Origin of the sequence: Fulvimarina fulva, from assembly GCF_039652615.1 — a bacterium.
GTDB lineage: Bacteria > Pseudomonadota > Alphaproteobacteria > Rhizobiales > Rhizobiaceae > Fulvimarina.
In genome coordinates, this window is sequence record NZ_JBDJAC010000001.1 from 251,818 (window position 1) to 268,843 (window position 17,026).

Annotated in this window: 19 protein-coding genes; 11 read left to right on the forward strand and 8 right to left on the reverse strand. The window is 61.9% G+C overall.

All coding sequences use genetic code 11. The features are described from left to right. Position 1 precedes the first annotated feature (1 nt). On the reverse strand, positions 2 to 2,746 hold the full coding sequence (gene topA, locus ABDX79_RS01095) for a type I DNA topoisomerase (protein ID WP_346218411.1): 2,745 nt from the start codon (positions 2,744 to 2,746) through the stop codon (positions 2 to 4). A gap of 254 nt (positions 2,747 to 3,000) precedes the next feature. Here topA and ABDX79_RS01100 point away from each other — a divergent pair, with 254 nt between their 5' ends. Then, positions 3,001 to 3,195 (forward strand): hypothetical protein, encoded by a 195-nt coding sequence (locus ABDX79_RS01100; RefSeq protein WP_346218412.1) that lies wholly within the window; start codon positions 3,001 to 3,003, stop codon positions 3,193 to 3,195. Here the strand turns inward: ABDX79_RS01100 and dprA are convergent. From dprA to ABDX79_RS01120, 4 genes are read right to left on the reverse strand one after another with little or no spacing between them, the layout of a single operon-like run. Beyond that, positions 3,187 to 4,320 carry a DNA-processing protein DprA gene (gene dprA / locus ABDX79_RS01105; protein WP_346218413.1) on the reverse strand — a complete coding sequence of 378 codons (1,134 nt, stop codon included), beginning with the start codon at positions 4,318 to 4,320 and terminating at the stop codon, positions 3,187 to 3,189. The genes ABDX79_RS01100 and dprA overlap by 9 nt on opposite strands. Continuing rightward, entirely contained in the window at positions 4,317 to 4,919 is a 603-nt protein-coding gene (gene plsY, locus ABDX79_RS01110; RefSeq protein ID WP_346218414.1) for a glycerol-3-phosphate 1-O-acyltransferase PlsY, read from the reverse strand. Before plsY ends, dprA begins: the two co-directional genes overlap by 4 nt. Positions 4,920 to 4,929: 10 nt before the next feature. Further along, positions 4,930 to 6,279: a dihydroorotase gene (locus ABDX79_RS01115; protein ID WP_346218415.1), complete on the reverse strand. Its 1,350-nt coding sequence runs from the start codon at positions 6,277 to 6,279 to the stop codon at positions 4,930 to 4,932. Continuing rightward, complete coding sequence (locus ABDX79_RS01120; protein ID WP_346218416.1) at positions 6,276 to 7,226, reverse strand: aspartate carbamoyltransferase catalytic subunit; 951 nt, start codon at positions 7,224 to 7,226, stop codon at positions 6,276 to 6,278. The genes ABDX79_RS01115 and ABDX79_RS01120 overlap by 4 nt, the downstream gene beginning before the upstream one ends. A gap of 145 nt (positions 7,227 to 7,371) precedes the next feature. Here ABDX79_RS01120 and ABDX79_RS01125 point away from each other — a divergent pair, with 145 nt between their 5' ends. Then, a complete protein-coding gene (locus tag ABDX79_RS01125; protein WP_346218417.1) occupies positions 7,372 to 7,896 on the forward strand; it encodes a hypothetical protein in 525 nt (174 codons plus the stop codon). Between the two features lie 5 nt (positions 7,897 to 7,901). After that, positions 7,902 to 8,249: a DUF6105 family protein gene (locus tag ABDX79_RS01130; RefSeq protein WP_346218418.1), complete on the forward strand. Its 348-nt coding sequence runs from the start codon at positions 7,902 to 7,904 to the stop codon at positions 8,247 to 8,249. Here the strand turns inward: ABDX79_RS01130 and ruvX are convergent. Next, entirely contained in the window at positions 8,208 to 8,690 is a 483-nt protein-coding gene (gene ruvX / locus ABDX79_RS01135) for a Holliday junction resolvase RuvX (RefSeq protein ID WP_346218419.1), read from the reverse strand. The genes ABDX79_RS01130 and ruvX overlap by 42 nt on opposite strands. A 172-nt stretch (positions 8,691 to 8,862) precedes the next feature. Here ruvX and ABDX79_RS01140 point away from each other — a divergent pair, with 172 nt between their 5' ends. The 7 genes from ABDX79_RS01140 to ABDX79_RS01170 all read left to right on the forward strand — a co-directional run bounded on the left by ABDX79_RS01140 (position 8,863) and on the right by ABDX79_RS01170 (position 13,621). Continuing rightward, positions 8,863 to 9,564, forward strand: coding sequence for a metal-dependent hydrolase (locus ABDX79_RS01140; RefSeq protein ID WP_346218420.1), 702 nt, complete (start codon positions 8,863 to 8,865; stop codon positions 9,562 to 9,564). 125 nt (positions 9,565 to 9,689) lie between these two features. Continuing rightward, the gene (gene gatC, locus ABDX79_RS01145; protein WP_346218421.1) at positions 9,690 to 9,977 is read left to right on the forward strand and encodes an Asp-tRNA(Asn)/Glu-tRNA(Gln) amidotransferase subunit GatC; all 288 of its coding nucleotides are present in this window, start codon (positions 9,690 to 9,692) and stop codon (positions 9,975 to 9,977) included. Between the two features lie 6 nt (positions 9,978 to 9,983). Next, a complete protein-coding gene (locus ABDX79_RS01150; RefSeq protein ID WP_346218422.1) occupies positions 9,984 to 10,454 on the forward strand; it encodes a GNAT family N-acetyltransferase in 471 nt (156 codons plus the stop codon). Next, positions 10,451 to 11,932 (forward strand): Asp-tRNA(Asn)/Glu-tRNA(Gln) amidotransferase subunit GatA, encoded by a 1,482-nt coding sequence (gene gatA / locus ABDX79_RS01155; protein WP_346218423.1) that lies wholly within the window; start codon positions 10,451 to 10,453, stop codon positions 11,930 to 11,932. The genes ABDX79_RS01150 and gatA overlap by 4 nt, the downstream gene beginning before the upstream one ends. 13 nt (positions 11,933 to 11,945) lie before the next feature. After that, entirely contained in the window at positions 11,946 to 12,263 is a 318-nt protein-coding gene (locus ABDX79_RS01160) for a chorismate mutase family protein (protein ID WP_346218424.1), read from the forward strand. Positions 12,264 to 12,541: 278 nt separating this feature from the next. After that, positions 12,542 to 12,778 (forward strand): hypothetical protein, encoded by a 237-nt coding sequence (locus ABDX79_RS01165; protein ID WP_346218425.1) that lies wholly within the window; start codon positions 12,542 to 12,544, stop codon positions 12,776 to 12,778. Positions 12,779 to 12,934: 156 nt separating this feature from the next. Continuing rightward, entirely contained in the window at positions 12,935 to 13,621 is a 687-nt protein-coding gene (locus ABDX79_RS01170) for a DUF998 domain-containing protein (RefSeq protein ID WP_346218426.1), read from the forward strand. A gap of 34 nt (positions 13,622 to 13,655) precedes the next feature. Here ABDX79_RS01170 and ABDX79_RS01175 read toward each other — a convergent pair whose 3' ends face one another. Both ABDX79_RS01175 and ABDX79_RS01180 read right to left on the reverse strand, forming a co-directional pair. Continuing rightward, a complete protein-coding gene (locus ABDX79_RS01175) occupies positions 13,656 to 14,474 on the reverse strand; it encodes a molybdopterin-dependent oxidoreductase (RefSeq protein WP_346218427.1) in 819 nt (272 codons plus the stop codon). Further along, positions 14,471 to 15,322, reverse strand: a complete 852-nt coding sequence (locus tag ABDX79_RS01180) for a cytochrome b/b6 domain-containing protein (RefSeq protein ID WP_346218428.1) — start codon at positions 15,320 to 15,322, stop codon at positions 14,471 to 14,473. Before ABDX79_RS01180 ends, ABDX79_RS01175 begins: the two co-directional genes overlap by 4 nt. A gap of 532 nt (positions 15,323 to 15,854) precedes the next feature. Between ABDX79_RS01180 and ABDX79_RS01185 the strand changes: the two genes are divergently transcribed. Next, positions 15,855 to 16,997, forward strand: a complete 1,143-nt coding sequence (locus ABDX79_RS01185) for a TRAP transporter substrate-binding protein (RefSeq protein ID WP_346218429.1) — start codon at positions 15,855 to 15,857, stop codon at positions 16,995 to 16,997. Positions 16,998 to 17,026 lie beyond the last annotated feature (29 nt).

A 17,026-nucleotide genomic window follows, 5' to 3' on the forward strand; every position in this document is an offset into this window, starting at 1 on the left:
CTCAGTCTGCGTCCCAGGGAACGCTGTCTTCGCTCGTGTCGACCTTGGCCTTGGCCTTTGTGGTCGTGGTGGTCTCCGATTTCTTCGCGGGCGCCTTCTTTTTCGTCGCAGACTTGGCCGGAGCCTTTTTCTCGTCCGCCGCCTTCGTCGTCTTCTTGGCCGCGGCCTTCTTCGGTGCAGCTTTCTTCGCGCCCGGTGTCTTGCCGGTCTTCTCGGCGCGGGCGTTGATCAGTTCGATGGCCTGTTCGAGCGTCACCGATTGCGGGTCTGTGCCCTTGGGCAGGGTCGCGTTGATCTTCGCGACGGTCACGTAGGGCCCGAACCGCCCGTCCTTGACCTCGATTTCGCCGCCGAACTGCGGATGCTCGCCGAGCGTCTTGAGGGACGCAGGTGCGCCGCGTCCACGGCCGCCTTTCTCGCGCTTTTCAGCGATCAGCGAGACCGCCCGATTCGGCCCCATCTCGAAAAGGTCTTCGATGCTCTCGACATTGGCGTAGGTCTTGAGGTGCTGCACATAAGGCCCGTAGCGGCCGAGATTGACGATCATCGGCTCGCCATCCTCGGGATGCTTGCCGACCTCGCGCGGCAGGGTCAGCAGCTTGAGCGCCTTTTCGAGATCGATCGAGCCGACCTCCCAGCCCTTCGGAACGGATGTGCGGGACGCTTCCTTGCCCTCGCCGCGCTGGACGTAGGGCCCGAAACGCCCGGTTCTGAGCGTGACCGGCTCGCCCGTCTCCGGGTCGTTTCCGAGTTCGCGCGGGCCATCGTCCGCACCGGCTTCCGAGGCGTCGACGGCAAGGCTCGTGCCAAGCTGCCGGGTGAAATTGCACTCCGGATAGTTCGAGCAGCCAACGAACGCGCCATAGCGCCCGAGCTTGAGCGAAAGCTTGCCGTCTGCACAGCGTGGGCATGCGCGCGGCTCCGTACCGTCTTCCCGCTCAGGGAAGACCAGCGGTGCCAGATCCTCGTTCAACGCATCGAGAACGTCGGAAACGCGAAGTTCCTTGGTCTCGTCTACATGGGTGGAGAACTCGCGCCAGAATTCGCGCAAGACCTCTTTCCAGTCGAGTTCGCCGGCCGAAATCTTGTCGAGCTTTTCTTCGAGATCGGCTGTGAAATCATATTCCACGTAGCGATCGAAGAAATTCTGAAGGAAGGCCGTGACGAGCCGTCCCTTGGCATCGGGCAGGAGCTTGCGCTTGTCGACCACGATGTAGTCGCGGTCCTGCAAGGTCTGAAGCGTCGCCGCATAGGTGGAGGGGCGGCCGATGCCGAGTTCTTCCATCTTCTTGATGAGCGAGGCTTCCGAATAGCGCGGCGGCGGCTCGGTGAAGTGCTGGGTCGCATCGATCGAGCGGCGTTCGGAGCGCTCCTTCGCGTTCATCTCCGGCAGACGGTTGGAATCGTCTTCCGAGTCGTCTTCGCTGTCTGAAGCGTTCTTGGAATCGTCACGGTGATCGACGTAGGCGGCAAGGAAGCCGTCGAACTTGATCACCTGTCCGCTTGCGCGCAGCTTCGCCTTTCGGCCGTTTGCCGAGGCGTCGATGTCGACCGTGGTCCGCTCGATTTCGGCGGACGCCATCTGGCTGGCAATGCCGCGCTTCCAGATCAGCTCGTAGAGACGCAGCTGATCCTTGTCGAGATAGCGCTCGACGTCCTTCGGCGAGCGCGAGAAGCTGGTCGGCCGGATCGCTTCGTGGGCTTCCTGCGCGTTCTTCGCCTTCGTGGCATAAAAACGTGGCTTTTCCGGCAGATAGCGCTTGCCGAAATCGCTCTCGATCGCCTCGCGAGCGTTCGATACCGCTTCCGGCGCCATCTGCACACCGTCGGTTCGCATATAGGTAATGAGACCGGTGGTCTCTCCGCCGATATCGATGCCTTCGTAGAGGCGCTGGGCGACCTGCATGGTGCGCGACGCCGAGAAGCCGAGCTTGGCGGAGGCCGCCTGCTGCAGGCTCGATGTGGTGAAAGGCGGGCCGGGATTGCGGCGGGTCGGCTTCGCCTCGACGCTGTCAACGACGAAGGACGCCGATTCCAGCATCGCCTTGATATCGTTCGCACGGGTACCGTCGCCGATCGACAGGCGCTGGATCCGGTCACCCTCGAACGCGGTCAGGCGCGCATCGAAGGCCTCGCCCCGTTCCGTCGCGAGATGCGCCAGAACCTGCCAGTATTCCTGCGGCTTGAAGCGCTCGATCTCCGACTCGCGGTCGCAGACGAGGCGCAGAGCCACAGACTGCACGCGGCCGGCGGAGCGGGCCCCGGGCAGCTTGCGCCACAGAACCGGCGAGAGCGTGAAACCGACGAGATAATCCAGCGCGCGGCGGGCGAGATAGGCGTCGACCAGCGGCGCGTCGATCTCGCGCGGATTGGCGATCGCGTCGAGAACCGCCTTTTTGGTGATGGCATTGAACACCACCCGGCTGACCGGCTTCTTGCCGATGGCCTTTTTCTGGCGCAGCACTTCGAGGACGTGCCACGAGATCGCTTCGCCTTCTCTGTCCGGGTCAGTGGCCAGCACGAGGCCATCGGCCGCGCGGACCGCCTGGGCGATCTCGGTGAGGCGCTTCTGGGACGGTTTGCCGACCTCCCAGCTCATCTCGAAGTCCTCGTCGGGACGCACCGATCCGTCCTTCGCCGGAAGATCGCGCACGTGACCATAGGAGGCGAGCACCTTGTAGCCGCTGCCCAGATATTTGTTGATCGTCTTCGCTTTGGCGGGCGATTCGACGATGACGACGTCCATATGGTTCTTGTCCCGCAAATGAATTGTTCGCTGAAATCGCGCCGGTCCAGCATGATCGCCGGCTCGGTTTCCCGCTTAAGTCGCCTCGTCACATGGACATAGCGTCTCCCACGGTCAAGAGCGTCACGAAAAGGATGACAGAGCGGTTGCAACCATTAGTAGATTTTTCGTATAACCCTCGCGTCTAGTTTGCTCGCGGCATCCCATGATCGAGGCTAGCGGTGGCGGACGGAAGATTGAGAGGCGGGTGACGGATGACGGGCGGGCAAGATGACGACGCGATCGCGGGCCTGCGCTACGTGCGGGACATGCTACCGCAGCTCAAGCAGGTCGCGGGTCTGCCGCAGGGCTCGATGTTGCCCTATCTCCTTGATATGGCGCGGCTTGAGGCGCAGTCGGAGATCGACAAGCGCACCACGGCCGCAAATTCCGGTCGGGCCTCAAAGTAGGAGAGACACCGTTCCGTCGCGATGGCGTTCAAGGCGGCCGGCGAGTTCCAGTTCTATGATGACCAGCTGAACGGCCCCGGGTGAGGCACCCGTATGCTCTACGATGTCATCAATGAAGACTGGCGTCGGACCGAGGGCCTCGTAGATCCTGGCGCGCTCGTTTTCGGCTGGTTCGTCTGCTGTATCTGCAACCTCTGGTTCAGAAAGACTGTCTTCGCCCGATAATCTTCTCTGCTCGTTGAGCGGGCGAAGCGCGTCGATGACGTCGGCTGCTTCGGTCGCGAGGATCGCTCCATCCTTCAAAAGCTGGTTGCTGCCGCCTGCGCGCGGATCGAGCGGCGACCCCGGAACCGCGAAGACGAGGCGGCCGAGTTCGTTGGCGAGGCGCGCCGAGATCAGCGAGCCGGAACGCTGTGCCGCCTCGACCACCAGCAGGCCATGAGCGAGCGTTGCGACCAGACGATTGCGGCGCGGAAAATCCTTCGCGCGGGGTTCCCAGCCAAAGGGGCGCGCCGAGATCAGGCAGCCGCCTTCATCGACGATCCGTCTCATCAGGGGTTTGTTTTCGGGCGGATAGGGCATGTCGAGTCCGCCCGCGAAGACCCCGACGGTGCCTGTTGTGATCGCCGCTTCGTGTGCGGCGGCATCGATCCCCCGCGCGAGCCCCGAGACGACGACATAGCCGGCCGCGCCCAATTCGGCAGCGAAGCGCCTGGTGAGCTTGATGCCGGAGAGCGAGGCGTTTCGCGCGCCGACGATTGCAACGGCGGGCAGATCGAAAAGAGCGGAATCGCCCATGCGGGCAATTACCGGCGGCGAATGATCGTCCGAGGCAAACATCGCCGGGAAACCCGGTTCTCCCATACAGGAAAAGACCGCGCCCAGCTTCTTTGCGCGGGCAAATTCCGCCTCGATGGCACCGCGATCGGCGACCTCAATCCGGCGTCCGCCGCGTGCGGCAAGCTCGGGCAGAGCCTCGAGTGTTGCCTCGGCGCCGCCATAGCGATTGATCAACTGCCGAAAGGTGACGGGGCCGACATTCTCACTCCGGTAGAGGCGGAGCCACGAAACCTGCATCTCGTGTGTAAAGGCGACGCCTTTTCTGCGGCCGCCTGCCGCGCTCACCCCTTCGCTCCGATCTTGCCCTCGCTGCCGTCGAGGAGACGGCGGATATTCGTGCGGTGGCGCCAGAAGACCAACAATGTCATGAGGCCGGTAAAGAGAGCAATGATAGGCGCACCAAGCAAGAGCGCAGCAATAGGAACGGCGACGGTCGCGACGAGCGCGGCGAGGGAGGAATAACGCGTGAGCTTTGCGACCGACAGCCAGAACACCGCGAAGACGAGGGCGAGCCAAGGCAGGAGCCCGAGGAGGACGCCGATATATGTGGCGACGCCCTTGCCACCGCCGAAGCGAAGCCAGACCGGGTAGCAGTGCCCCACGAAGGCCGCGAGACCAGCAATGGCCGCACACAGAACGCCGAGCGGCATGAAGACGAGCACCGGAATCGTAGCCTTCAGCACGTCACCGAGCAGCGTGAGAAAGGCCATAGCCTTATTGCCGGTTCGCAGCGCATTTGTAGCCCCGATATTGCCCGAGCCGATCTTGCGAATGTCGCCAAGGCCGAAGAGCTTTGCGAAAATCAGGCCGTAGGGCACCGATCCCGACAGATAGCCGAGGATTGCGGCGATCGCCCATTGAAGCGGTTCGGCAAGGTTTTCCATCGCGTGCCTCTCAGGCCTTCGCTCCGACTGTGGCATTCGCGTCGTAGACGCGGCGTCCGGCGACGAAGGTTTGCATGACGCGCCCCTGAAAGCGAGCGTTCTCGAAGACCGTATTTTTGGATTTCGACCGGATCATCGTCTCGTCGAACAGGAACGGCTCATCGAGATCGACCAGCGTGAAATCCGCCGGACGTCCGGCAATCAGCGTCCCGCGATCGAGACCGAGGAGGCGAGCGGGCGCGGAGGTCATCGTCTCGAGGAGACGGATCAGGGGAACATCGTTCGAAAAATACAGACGAAGCGCTGCGGCGAGCAGGGTTTCGAGACCGATCGCCCCGCTTTCGGCTTCTGCGAACGGGCGACGCTTGCCATCGGCATCCTGCGGATCGTGGGCGGAATGTACGATGTCGATCACGCCCTCCTTCAGTGCCTCGACCAGCGCCATGCGGTCGCTCTCCTGCCGCAAGGGAGGCGATAGCCGGAAATAGGTGCGGTACTCGCCGATATCGTTTTCGTTGAGCGAGAGATGATTGATCGAGACGCCGGCGCTCGCTCTCAAGCCACGCTTCTTTGCGGTGCGGATGACCTCGGCCGATTCGGCGAGCGATACCTCCGCCGCGTGATAGCGGCAGGCGGTGAGGCCAGCGAGGCGCAGGTCGCGTTCAAGCGGGATGATCTCGGCTTCGGCAGGCGCGCCGGGCAGGCCCAGCCAGGACGCGAAAAGCCCCTCGTTCATGACGCCGCGCCCTGTAAGGCGCCGGTCCTGCGTCGAATGCATCACCAGCGCGTCGCGGTCGCGGGCATATGTCATGATCCGGCGCAGCAGCGAAGGGTCGGAGATCGTGTGGCGGCCATCGGTGAAGGCGGCGACGCCAGCATCCTTCAGGAGGCCGATCTCGGTCATCTCCTTGCCTTCGAGGCCGCGCGTCATCGCCGCAGCCGGGAAGACATTCACCAGCGCCGTCTCGCGCGCTGTGCGCATGACGAATTCGGCGATCGCCACATCGTCGATGACGGGATGGGTATCGGGCATGGTGACGATGGAGGTCACGCCTCCGGCGGCCGCCGCTTGGGAGGCGGTGCGAATCGTCTCAAGATGTTCGCCGCCCGGCTCGCCGATGAATACTCGGGCATCGACGAGGCCGGGAATGAGGGTAAGCCCTTTGCCGTCGATATGCTCGCTTCCCTCGGGCGCACCCTGGTTGAGCACTTCGGGGCCGGCCGCTAGGATCTTGCCATTCTCGACGAGGATCGCGCCCCTGGCATCGAGATTGCGCGCGGGATCGACGACGCGGACATTGTCGATCAGCAGCGGCCTGCTTCGGTCATGGAGCGCGGTCTGGTTCGCGAAAGCGATCATCGCGGACCTCCGTTGTGGCCGATCAATGTCTCGATGACCGCCATGCGGACAGCGACGCCCATCTCGACCTGTTCCTCGATGACGCTCTGCGGTCCATCGGCGATATCGGACGCGATCTCGACGCCGCGATTCATCGGCCCCGGATGCATCACGAGTGCGTCGGGCTTGGCGTGGGCGAGCTTTTCGGCGTCGAGCCCGAAATATCGGAAATATTCCCGGACCGAGGGGACGAAGGCGCCCTCCATGCGCTCGCGCTGGAGCCGAAGCATCATGACGACGTCGGCACCCTCCAGGCCTTCGTGCATGTCGTGGAAAATCTCGACGCCCATCTGCTCGATGCCGCGCGGCAGAAGCGTCGAAGGCGCGATAACGCGAACCCGCGCGCCGAGCGCGTTCAGAAGCAGGATGTTCGAGCGCGCGACACGGCTGTGCAGGACGTCGCCGCAGATGACGACCGTCAGGTGCTGGAACTCGGAACCCTTGTGGCGACGGATGGTCAGTGCATCGAGAAGAGCCTGGGTCGGATGCTCGTGCTGGCCATCGCCGGCATTCACGACGGAGCAGGCGACCTTCTGGGAGAGAAGCGCCACCGCGCCGGCCGAGTGGTGGCGAACGATGAGGATGTCCGGCTGCATCGCGTTCAGCGTCATCGCCGTATCGATGAGCGTCTCGCCCTTCTTCACCGAGGAATTGGCGACCGACATGTTCATCACATCGGCGCCGAGGCGTTTGCCGGCGATCTCGAACGAGGCCTGGGTCCGGGTCGAAGCCTCGAAAAAGAGATTGATCTGCGTCCGGCCCTTCAGGACCGAATTCTTCTTGTCGGACCGGCGGCTGATGGCCACGGCCTCTTCCGCGCGATCGAGCAGATGAACGATCTCGGACGGCTGGAGACCGTTGATGCCGAGCAGGTGACGGCGGTCGAAAAGGCTGGCGGAATTCATCATCGAGAGCGGTGAATAGGCGAGGGGCGTTCGCGAGGCAAGATGTCGCCGTTAGGGTTAACAAAAGCTTGCGCTTGCGCCGAACGGACCCGAAGCGCGACAACTCCGTTAACACTTCGGTAACGAATTCAAACGGGGAAGGCATTTGATGTTGCGAACGGCCTCGACAGTCTGCCTATCGGCCTGGACGGCCTTCCTGAGTCTCGGCGCGGCGCGGCTCCTGATCGAAGCGCAGGTCTTTCCTGCCGCCATGCAGCCGCGCCTCGATGATCTGCTCGCAATGATGCGGCAGGGGGATGCGCTCGGAGTGAGCGCTGTTGGCGCAGAGCCGTTCGCGGCCCTGCTGATCGCGATCGGTGTCGTCTTCGGTGTCTCGATCTTTCGGCTCAATTCACATGATCGCGATGAGGCAGGAAGCGGCGAGCAGGCTGCCGGTGCAGGTCTTGCCGCGATCTTCGCCTTCTGGCTGTCGGCGATTGTCGCCGGTTCGCCTGTCGCGGGCCTCTTCGGCAGTGGTGCGGGCGTCTGTCTTGCGCTCGCATTCACGCTTGGAGCGCTGCTGTTCGATCACATGATGCAGGCGGATGAGAGCGAGAGCGACCAGGCTTTCGAGGCGATCATGCGCCAGATTGAAAACCAGCGCGGTTCCGACCGCAACGATCGGAGCGAGTAGACCCGATGCGCGCCTTTATCCTCTTCTGGCTCCTGCCGCTCTCCGCCTTCTGGGGCTGGTTCTTTTCCGCCCGGGCAGACGTCGGCTACGTGGTCTTCTCCCGCGAGGTCTTCGACAAGACCTTCGCCGTCTACGAGGCGCTTCTCGGACTCGATGCCGACGCCATCGCTTGGCTGATCGCCGAAGCGATCGTGCTCGACACGGCGATCATTCTTGCGATCCTTGCCTTTCGTCGTCGCAAGAAGATCGCGTCGTTCATTCGAGAATGGCGCAATCCGGCAGGATCGGATCGGTTTCAGGAGCGCTACGAATCAATCGCCCATGGATCGCGAGAGGTTCGCGAGGCGGTCTAACGCACCTTGAAGAATGATCGCGGCGGCGGCGGAATCGATCCGCTCGCCGCGCTTTTTTCGCGACATATCCACGTCGAGAAGATTGCGCTCCGCCGCGACGGTCGAGAGGCGCTCGTCCCAAAACAGCATCGGCCGGTCGTCGATCGCGGCATAGTTGCGTGCGAAGGCTTTTGTTGCCTGGGCACGAGGGCCTGACGATCCATCCATATTGAGTGGCAGCCCCAGAACGATCGCGGCGACTTCGTCTGCGTCGAGCATCGCTTTCAATGTTTCGGCGTCCTGGGTGAATTTCTTGCGCTTCAGGACCGGTCGGGGATTGGCGAAGCGGAAGGAGCGGTCGGACACGGCGACGCCGATCGTCTTCGTGCCGAGGTCGAGCCCGGCCAGCGGCCTGCCGAGCGCCAGCGCTTCGGCAAATTCCTCGATCTCGACGAGCGCCATCACTTCACCTTTCTTACCGTTCGACGATTGGCCGCAAGCGTGTCGCCCTTTGGCGCAGTGCAGCACCTTGACGCTTGGCTAGCGGTCCGCACTTAGCCCGGCAAGGCCCAAGTCGGCGCAACTTGCGTGGATCTGTGGGCGTTTCTTATCGATCCACGAAAGGGCGATCCTCATGAAGATCACGTATTTCGGCCATTCGGCCTTCAAGATCGAGACCGGCAAGTCCGTCATCCTGCTCGACCCATTCCTCAGCGACAATCCGCATTTCGATGGCGATGTGAAGGCTGTCACCGAAGGTGCGACCCACATCGTCCTCAGCCACGGCCATTTCGACCATGTGGGTGACACGGTGGACATCGCGAAGCGAACCGGTGCACAGGTGATCGCGACCTTCGAGCTTGCCCAGTGGCTTGGCAACAAGGGCGTCGAGAACGCCCAGCCAGCGAATACCGGCGGCACGGCGAGCTTCGACGATTTCTCGGTGACCTTCGTTCAGGCCTTCCATTCTTCAGGGCATCTAGAGGACGACGGAACGGTCACCTATCTTGGACAGCCGAACGGCATCGTGCTTCACTTCGACAGCGGTCCCACGCTCTATCACATGGGCGACACCGATATCTTCGGGGACATGGCCCTGATCGAGGAGCTGCATCAGCCGAAGATCGGCATGGTTCCGGTCGGAGACCGCACCACCATGGGCGGTGCCGTCGCGGCGATCGCCTGCCGGCGCTATTTCAACTTCGACACGATCATCCCGATGCATTACGGCACGCTGCCGATCCTCGACGAGAATCCCGATAAGTTCGTCGAGGCGATGGAAGCCGAGGGCGAGAAGGTGAAGATGCCGCCGATCGGTGAAGCCTTCGAGATCTGACGGGGCGGCCCGACAGGAAGTCAAGCGGCGGCCAGCGGGATGTTGCGCCGCCGTTGCGCACCGCGGCAGCCATGGTTATAGCTCGCCGAAATCATTGAAACTGCCATGAGACAAAAAGGTCAGGCATGTCCGTCGATGCCGATACCGTTCGCCGCGTAGCCAAGCTGTCCCGCATTGCCCTTTCGGATGACGAGGTTCCGGCGATGCAGGAAGAGCTGAACGCCATTCTCGGCTTCGTCGAGCAGCTGTCCGAAGTGGATGTCTCGGGCGTGGAACCGATGACGTCGGTCACGCCGATGGAGATGAAGAAGCGCAAGGACGGCGTCACCGACGGCGACAAGGCCGCCGACATTGTCGCCAATGCGCCGGTTTCGGAAGACAATTTCTTCATGGTTCCGAAAGTCGTGGAGTAGGCCGTCTTGACCTATGCCGTCCGTGCCGAACGGTTTCTTGGCGACGATGTGCGAAGTCTCGTGATGAAGCTCGACGAGGCGCTGCTGCCGCTCGCGCCCGCCGAATACGATTTCGGCCTGAATTTCGACGAGATGACGCGCGCCGATATCACGGTCTTCGTCTGCCGCAACAGGGCGGGCGAGGCGGTCGCCATGGGCACGCTGAAGACCCATGAAGATGGCGTCGGCGAGGTCAAGCGCATGTACACCGATCCGGTGTTGCGCGGTAAGGGGCTCGGCCGGGCGATCCTCTCGGCCATCATCGAGCGGGCCCGCACGAAGAGCCTCGACCGCGTCGTGCTCGAAACCGGCGCACAGGACGAATACCGGCCTGCCTGGGCCCTTTATGAAGGCCTGGGGTTTTCCGAATGTGGCGCGGTGCTCGACTATCCCGCGTCCGAATACAGTCGTTTCTATGAGAAGACACTGAGCGAATGACCGATCTCACCGGCCTCACCATCGCCGAAGCGCGCGACAAGCTGACCAAGAAAGAGATCAGCTCGATCGAGCTGACCGACGCCTATCTCGGCGCGATCGATCAGGCAAACGGCGCGCTCAACGCCTATATCGCGGTGACGCCGGACAAGGCCCGCGCCATGGCGAAAGCGTCCGACGAGAAGATCGGCAAGGGCGAGGCCGGTCCGCTGGAAGGTATTCCTCTCGGCATCAAGGATCTTTTTGCGACCGAGGGCGTCCACACCCAGGCCGCAAGCCATATCCTCGAAGGCTTTGCGCCGCGCTACGAGTCGACCGTCACCGCCAACCTGTGGGCCGACGGCGCGGTCATGCTCGGCAAGCTGAACATGGACGAGTTCGCCATGGGCTCGTCGAACGAGACCTCCTATTACGGTCCGGTGAAAAACCCGTGGCGCAAGGCCGGCTCGAATGCCGATATGGTGCCCGGCGGTTCTTCGGGCGGTTCGGCAGCTGCGGTCGCGGCCCATCTCTGCGCTGGTGCAACGGCGACGGATACGGGCGGTTCGATCCGCCAGCCGGCAGCCCTGACCGGCACCGTTGGAATCAAGCCGACCTATGGCCGTTGCTCGCGCTGGGGCATCGTTGCCTTCGCCTCATCTCTGGATCAGGCCGGACCGATCGCTCGGGACGTTCGGGACTCGGCGATTTTGCTGAAGTCGATGGCTTCGAGCGATGCCAAGGACACGACCTCCGTCGACCGTGAAGTGCCGGACTACGAGGCTGCGGTCGGTCGGTCGGTGAAGGGCCTCAAGATCGGTATCCCGAGGGAATACCGCATGGAGGGCATGCCGGAGGAGATCGAGACGCTCTGGCAGCAGGGTATCGCTTGGCTGAAGGATGCCGGCGCGGAAATCGTCGACGTCTCGCTGCCGCACACGAAATATGCGCTGCCGGCCTATTACATCGTCGCGCCGGCGGAGGCCTCGTCCAACCTCGCCCGGTATGACGGCGTTCGCTATGGCCTGCGTGTTCCCGGCGGCAATATCGCCGAAATGTACGAAAACACCCGCGCCGAGGGCTTCGGCCGCGAGGTCAAGCGCCGCATCATGATCGGCACCTATGTGCTGTCGGCAGGCTATTACGATGCGTACTACCTGCAGGCCCAGAAGGTCCGCACGCTGATCAAGCGCGACTTCGAGACAGTCTACGCTGATGGTGTCGACGCGCTTCTGACGCCGGCGACGCCGTCCGCGGCCTTCGGTATCGGTGATCAGGAAATGGCCTCCGACCCTGTAAAGATGTACCTCAATGACGTTTTCACGGTGACGGTGAACATGGCTGGCCTGCCGGGTATCGCCGTTCCGGCGGGGCTTTCGGCCGATGGTCTGCCGCTCGGCCTGCAGCTGATCGGTCGCCCCTTCGACGAAGAGACGCTGTTTGCTGCGGGCTCCGTGATCGAGCAGGCGGCCGGCCGATTCTCGCCCAACAAATGGTGGTGAGGTTGATCTGCCGATGACATTGGAGCCGCGCGCACCGCTGGATTGCACGACGATGGACGAACTCCGGCGCGAGATCGATCGGGTCGATACCGCCCTGTTCGATCTCTTCGCCGAGCGGATGGGCTATATCCGCCGGGCGCCTGCCATCAAGGCGCCCAGTGGTATCCCAGCCGATGTGCCCGAGCGCGTCAAGGCGGTGGTCGACAATGCCCGCTCCCATGCCGAGGCGCGGGGGCTGGACCCGGACCTTTACGGCGAATTCTGGGAAAAGATCGTCGCGCGGGCGATCGCGACCGAAGAAGATATGCTGAGGTCCGACGGCCAGGACTGACGCCTCCTCTTTGAGCAGCCAAATGGAATCTCTAGCCGATCGAACTTTATCGACCTCCAAGAGCCCAGCGTGATCTCCGGTCTTTGCGCGATCGAACCCAGCCTTTTTTGAGAGCCATTTCTTTCTCGATGAAACCGGAAAGCGGCAACCAACATTATCCGCAAAGGGCGCTTGCTCTGCCGGGCCGGCGGGAAAGAAGCGGCGTAATCTAAGCGTCGCCATCCGGATGGTCAGGAAACAAGGATCTCGGCGCCCCGGATGACTTTGGGAGGAAAGAGATGGCCAACGACCTGAAAACCGCGATCGAGGCGCTTGAAGCTGGCGAATGGGATCGGGCGCACAGCATTGTCCAGGAGAACGCGTCGCGAGAAGCGGCCTGGATCCACGCTCATCTTCACCGGATCGAAGGTGACAAGGGCAACGCCGAGTACTGGTATAACCGCGCGAACCGCCCGCAGAATTTCGGCACGCTGGAAGAGGAACGCGCTGAGATTAAGCGAGAGCTTTCGCATTAGACGCATGTCCTGATGACCAGATTCGAGCGCCGGCTGGTGTTTCTTTCGGCGCTTTCGACCATCGCTTTCTGTGCCAGCAAGGCATCGAATGGCGAGACTGCGCGTTGACTGTCATAAGTGGGGCTCGGCCTCGAAACATGATCGGGACGCGAGCCCATGAAAGCTGAGCCGTCTTCATCGGCGAGCAGCACTGCCTCTCAAGGCAAGGCTTCAAGTGACGATCCGAGCCACCCAAAGCTCTTTTATTGGTGCGGGGTCGTCGGCATTTGCGGCTGCGTCATCGTGGTCATTGCGAATTTCGCCGCTCTCGCCGTTCTACCCAATGTCGGCGTTTTCGAGGGAACGATCAGCGATACGGCAGCTGGCCGCATGGCCTGGGTCATGGATAGCGGGCTATACGCTTTTGCCATCGGCATGATTGCCGGATCGATCGGTTTGCGACGACTGCATTTCGGTCATATCGGCTGGAGCGTCGGATCGTGGCTGTTGATGCTGGTCGCCATCATGATCATGGTGATCGGGGCTTACGGCGAATACGGCGACAACGATGTTGGCGGTTTGGTCATTCACCTGCCACTGGTTGTCGCCATGGCGCTGACTTTCACCGCGACGGCTCTCTCGACCGCATACGGCTTTTATCACTACGAACGCCGCTGGTTTTGGTTCAACATCGTCTGCGCGGTCCTCTGGGTCGGCGGTGCTGCTATCTTCTGGTTCTCGCCCACCTCCATCGACGGCTTCATCGAGCGCGGCGTCGGCTTCGTCTGCGTTATCTGGCTTTTTGCCTTGTCCAAGCTTCTGATTGATAGGTCGCGCGGCGTGAAGCGGACGCTGCCGGTTTGAAACGGTGTCTGACCGGTTCAGTCGGGCGCGCGTTTCATATCCCGGCGAACCACTCGTAGCCGCGATCTTCCCAATAACCGCCATTGCCCTGGCCGAAGCGCGTCAGATCTCCGGTGACCGTGATCGAGCGGATATATTTGGCCATCTTGTAGCCGAGCTGCCGTTCGACCCGGACCCGCAAGGGCGCACCGTTCGACACCGGCAGGGTCTCGCCGTTCAGTCCATAGGCGAGAATCGTCTGCGGATGGCGCGCATCAAAGAGATCGATCGATTCGTAATATTGCGCGGCGCCGCTGCCATGGCCGAGACGATCGAAACATTCGAAGACGACAAATCGTGCGTCGTCGTTCAAACCGGCTTCATCGAGCACGTAGCTGAGGGGCGTCCCGGTCCACTTTGCAATACAGCTCCAGCCTTCGACGCAGTCATGCCGAGTGATCTGCGTGCGAGACGGCATGTTGCGGATGTCGTCGAGAGAGAGGATGAGCGGCTTTTCGACCATGCCGTCGACGGTGAGCCTATAGTCCGCAAACCCTCCATCGGCGAGCCGGATATACTCTTCACCGCCGGGACTGGTCGACCCGTTGGGACGCATGGGCTGGCGGATTTCGCTCTCGGAATATTCCCGCGCCAGCGAATCGCTGCCAAGAAGCAGGCGCTGGGCGCGGTAGGTGAGGCCGTTCGCCGATTCGAGCCAGCCGCGTACAGGATTGTCGCGGTTGCCGAGCTCGTCAAAGCAGCCAGACAAGGGAGCCGTCGCGGCGGTAACCATCGAGGCCTGCAGAAAGCGCCGGCGCGTGAGCCCGCGCGCCTCGCCGATATCCGAGATCTTCGGGCGTGTGAAAAGCCTCATTTCTCCTCCTCGCCAGACCCTTCCGTCCCGGTTTTGTCCCCGTGACCTGACAGCCTGTACCAGCCTGTGGTCATTGATCTGAGTTCGTTGAGCGGTCCCGCCAGCAGCACCATCAGGATGTGAACCGCAAAAAACAGAACGAGCGCAAGCATCACGACGAAATGGATGGTTCGTGCGGTCTGGCGACCGCCGAAGATGTCGAGAAGGACGGGTGCGAAGGCATCCATGCCCGGCGACATCGTCAGGCCCGTCAGGATCATCACGGGCAGGGCGACAAACAGGACGCTTGCATAGCTGAGCTTCTGCAACGTGTTGTAGGTACTGCTCTCGTGGAAGCGTAAGCGAAGATGATCGAGAAGATCGCGCGGCAGGCGCTTCAGATCGCCAATCGTGGGCACGAGGTTTTTCAGATGGCCGCTCATGAGGCCGCCGACAAACCAGAGAAGCAGGGTGACGACGAGCGCCCAGGCGAAGAAGAAGTGGACGACCCGCCCCGTCGCAAGATCGCGGTAGCTCGGAATGGTGAACCAGCCGGGAAAGCTCTGCGCGGTCAGGTCCGTTCCACGCGGTACGGCACCCAGAAAGCCGGTCGTCTCAAAGGCCTCGCCAAAAAGAATGGTGCGCCCTTTCATGGCCCCGTCGTCCATAAAGGCGCCGATCGACAGGACCGAATTATCGAAGGCAAAGCCCGACTGATTGCCGATATAAAGCGTCGGATGGGCCTGGAAAATCTGCAAACCGGAGAGAAGCAGGAAGAAGAGGCAGATCGCCCAAAGCCAATGGGTCAGGCGGGTCGTGCGCGTCTGTCGATAGATCAAAGCGCCGCGACGCTTACCTGGTCGTGTCATCTTATGCCGCTGCTCCCTCGCTCACGTGATTCCAAGTCGGCTTCAGATGCTCGTGCGTCCAAATGTCCATAATCCATATTCGTCTTGTGTATGGGGATTGTTTCACACGGGCTGAGCCTTGCGAGCGGCGCTCGTCATTCACGCTGATAATCAAGGCCTGCTGAACACGTGCGTGGAATCGGTGGACGGAATCGGGCAGTGGTTGAGCCGGCTACCAGGCGTCGAACTTCCAGAGATAACAGAACTTTGACGGCGCCACCTTTTACCTTTGATATGAAATATAACCGGCGAGGAGGCCAAGTGCGACGTCGGGCTTGCCGAGACGCTTGCGCTCGCTTACGGTCAAGAATGATGACGAATTGGGAGGCTCGTCGTTGCTTGCATTGGCATTCATTTATCCAAGCTGTTCGTGGTTATTGCAGGTCTAGATCCTGCAGAGCGCGAAGACGCTCGGGGAAGGGGATGCAGATGTGGCTGCTTGCCTGTAATATCCGGTTCGTTTGTTCTTGAACCCAAGGGAGGATCCAAGTTCATGACAGAGACCAAGACGAAATCCGTCGATCGCCGTTCGTTCCTGAAGAAGGGCGTCATCGGCGGGTCGGCCGTCGCGGCTTCGACGCTCGCGGCTCCGGCCGTGCTCGCACAGGCTCCACTCACCATCAGAATGCAGACCTCCTGGCCTGCCTCCGACATCTGGCAGACGATGGCTCAACAATATGCCGATCGCGTCGAAGCGATGTCCGGTGGCCGTCTCGCTGTCGATGTCCTGCCCGCCGGCGCCGTCGTGGCCGCCTTCCAGGTCATTGATGCCGTCTCGGACGGCGTTCTCGACGCCGCTCATTCCGTCTCGGCCTACTGGTACGGCAAGAACAAGGCCGCTTCCCTCTTCGGTACCGGCCCGGTCTTCGGCGGTAATCCGACCACCATGATGGCCTGGTTCTACGAAGGCGGAGGCCGCGAATTCTATCGTCGCCTGACCCAGGACAATATGGGCCTTAACGTCGTCGGGCTTCTCGGCTTCCCGATGCCGCCGCAGCCGTTCGGCTGGTTCACCAATCCGGTTCAGAACGCATCGGACATCAACGGCCTGAAATACCGGACCGTGGGTCTTGCCGCTGACCTGATGCAGTCCATGGGCATGAGCGTCACCCAGCTTCCGGGCGGTGAAATCGTTCCCGCCATGGAGCGCGGCGTGATCGATGCGTTCGAGTTCAACAACCCGTCCTCCGACCGTCGCTTCGGTGCTCAGGACGTCGCGCTGAACTACTATCTCGGCTCCTATCACCAAGCATCCGAGGCCTTCGAGTTCATCTTCAACCGGGACTTCATGGACGATCTCGACGACGACCTCCGGGCGATCGTCGAGCACTCCGTCGAAGCGGCCTCCACGAAGAACACCACCTTCGCGCTCGACAACTATTCCGCCGACCTCGCCAAGCTGCGCGACGAAGACAACGTGAATATTCAGGAGACGCCGGGCGATATCCTCGAAGCACAGCTCGAGGCTTGGAAGGAAATGATCACCGAGCTCGAGAAGGATGCCTTCATGAAGGAGATCCTCGACAGCCAGCGCTCCTTCGTCGAGCGGGTGACCTATTACGAACTTCTCAATACGCCGAGCTATCGCCGGGCGTACGAGTTCTTCTTCCCGGGCAAGCTCCCCGATCAGGCCTGATTTAAGCTTTCACTGAATCGACACCCGGC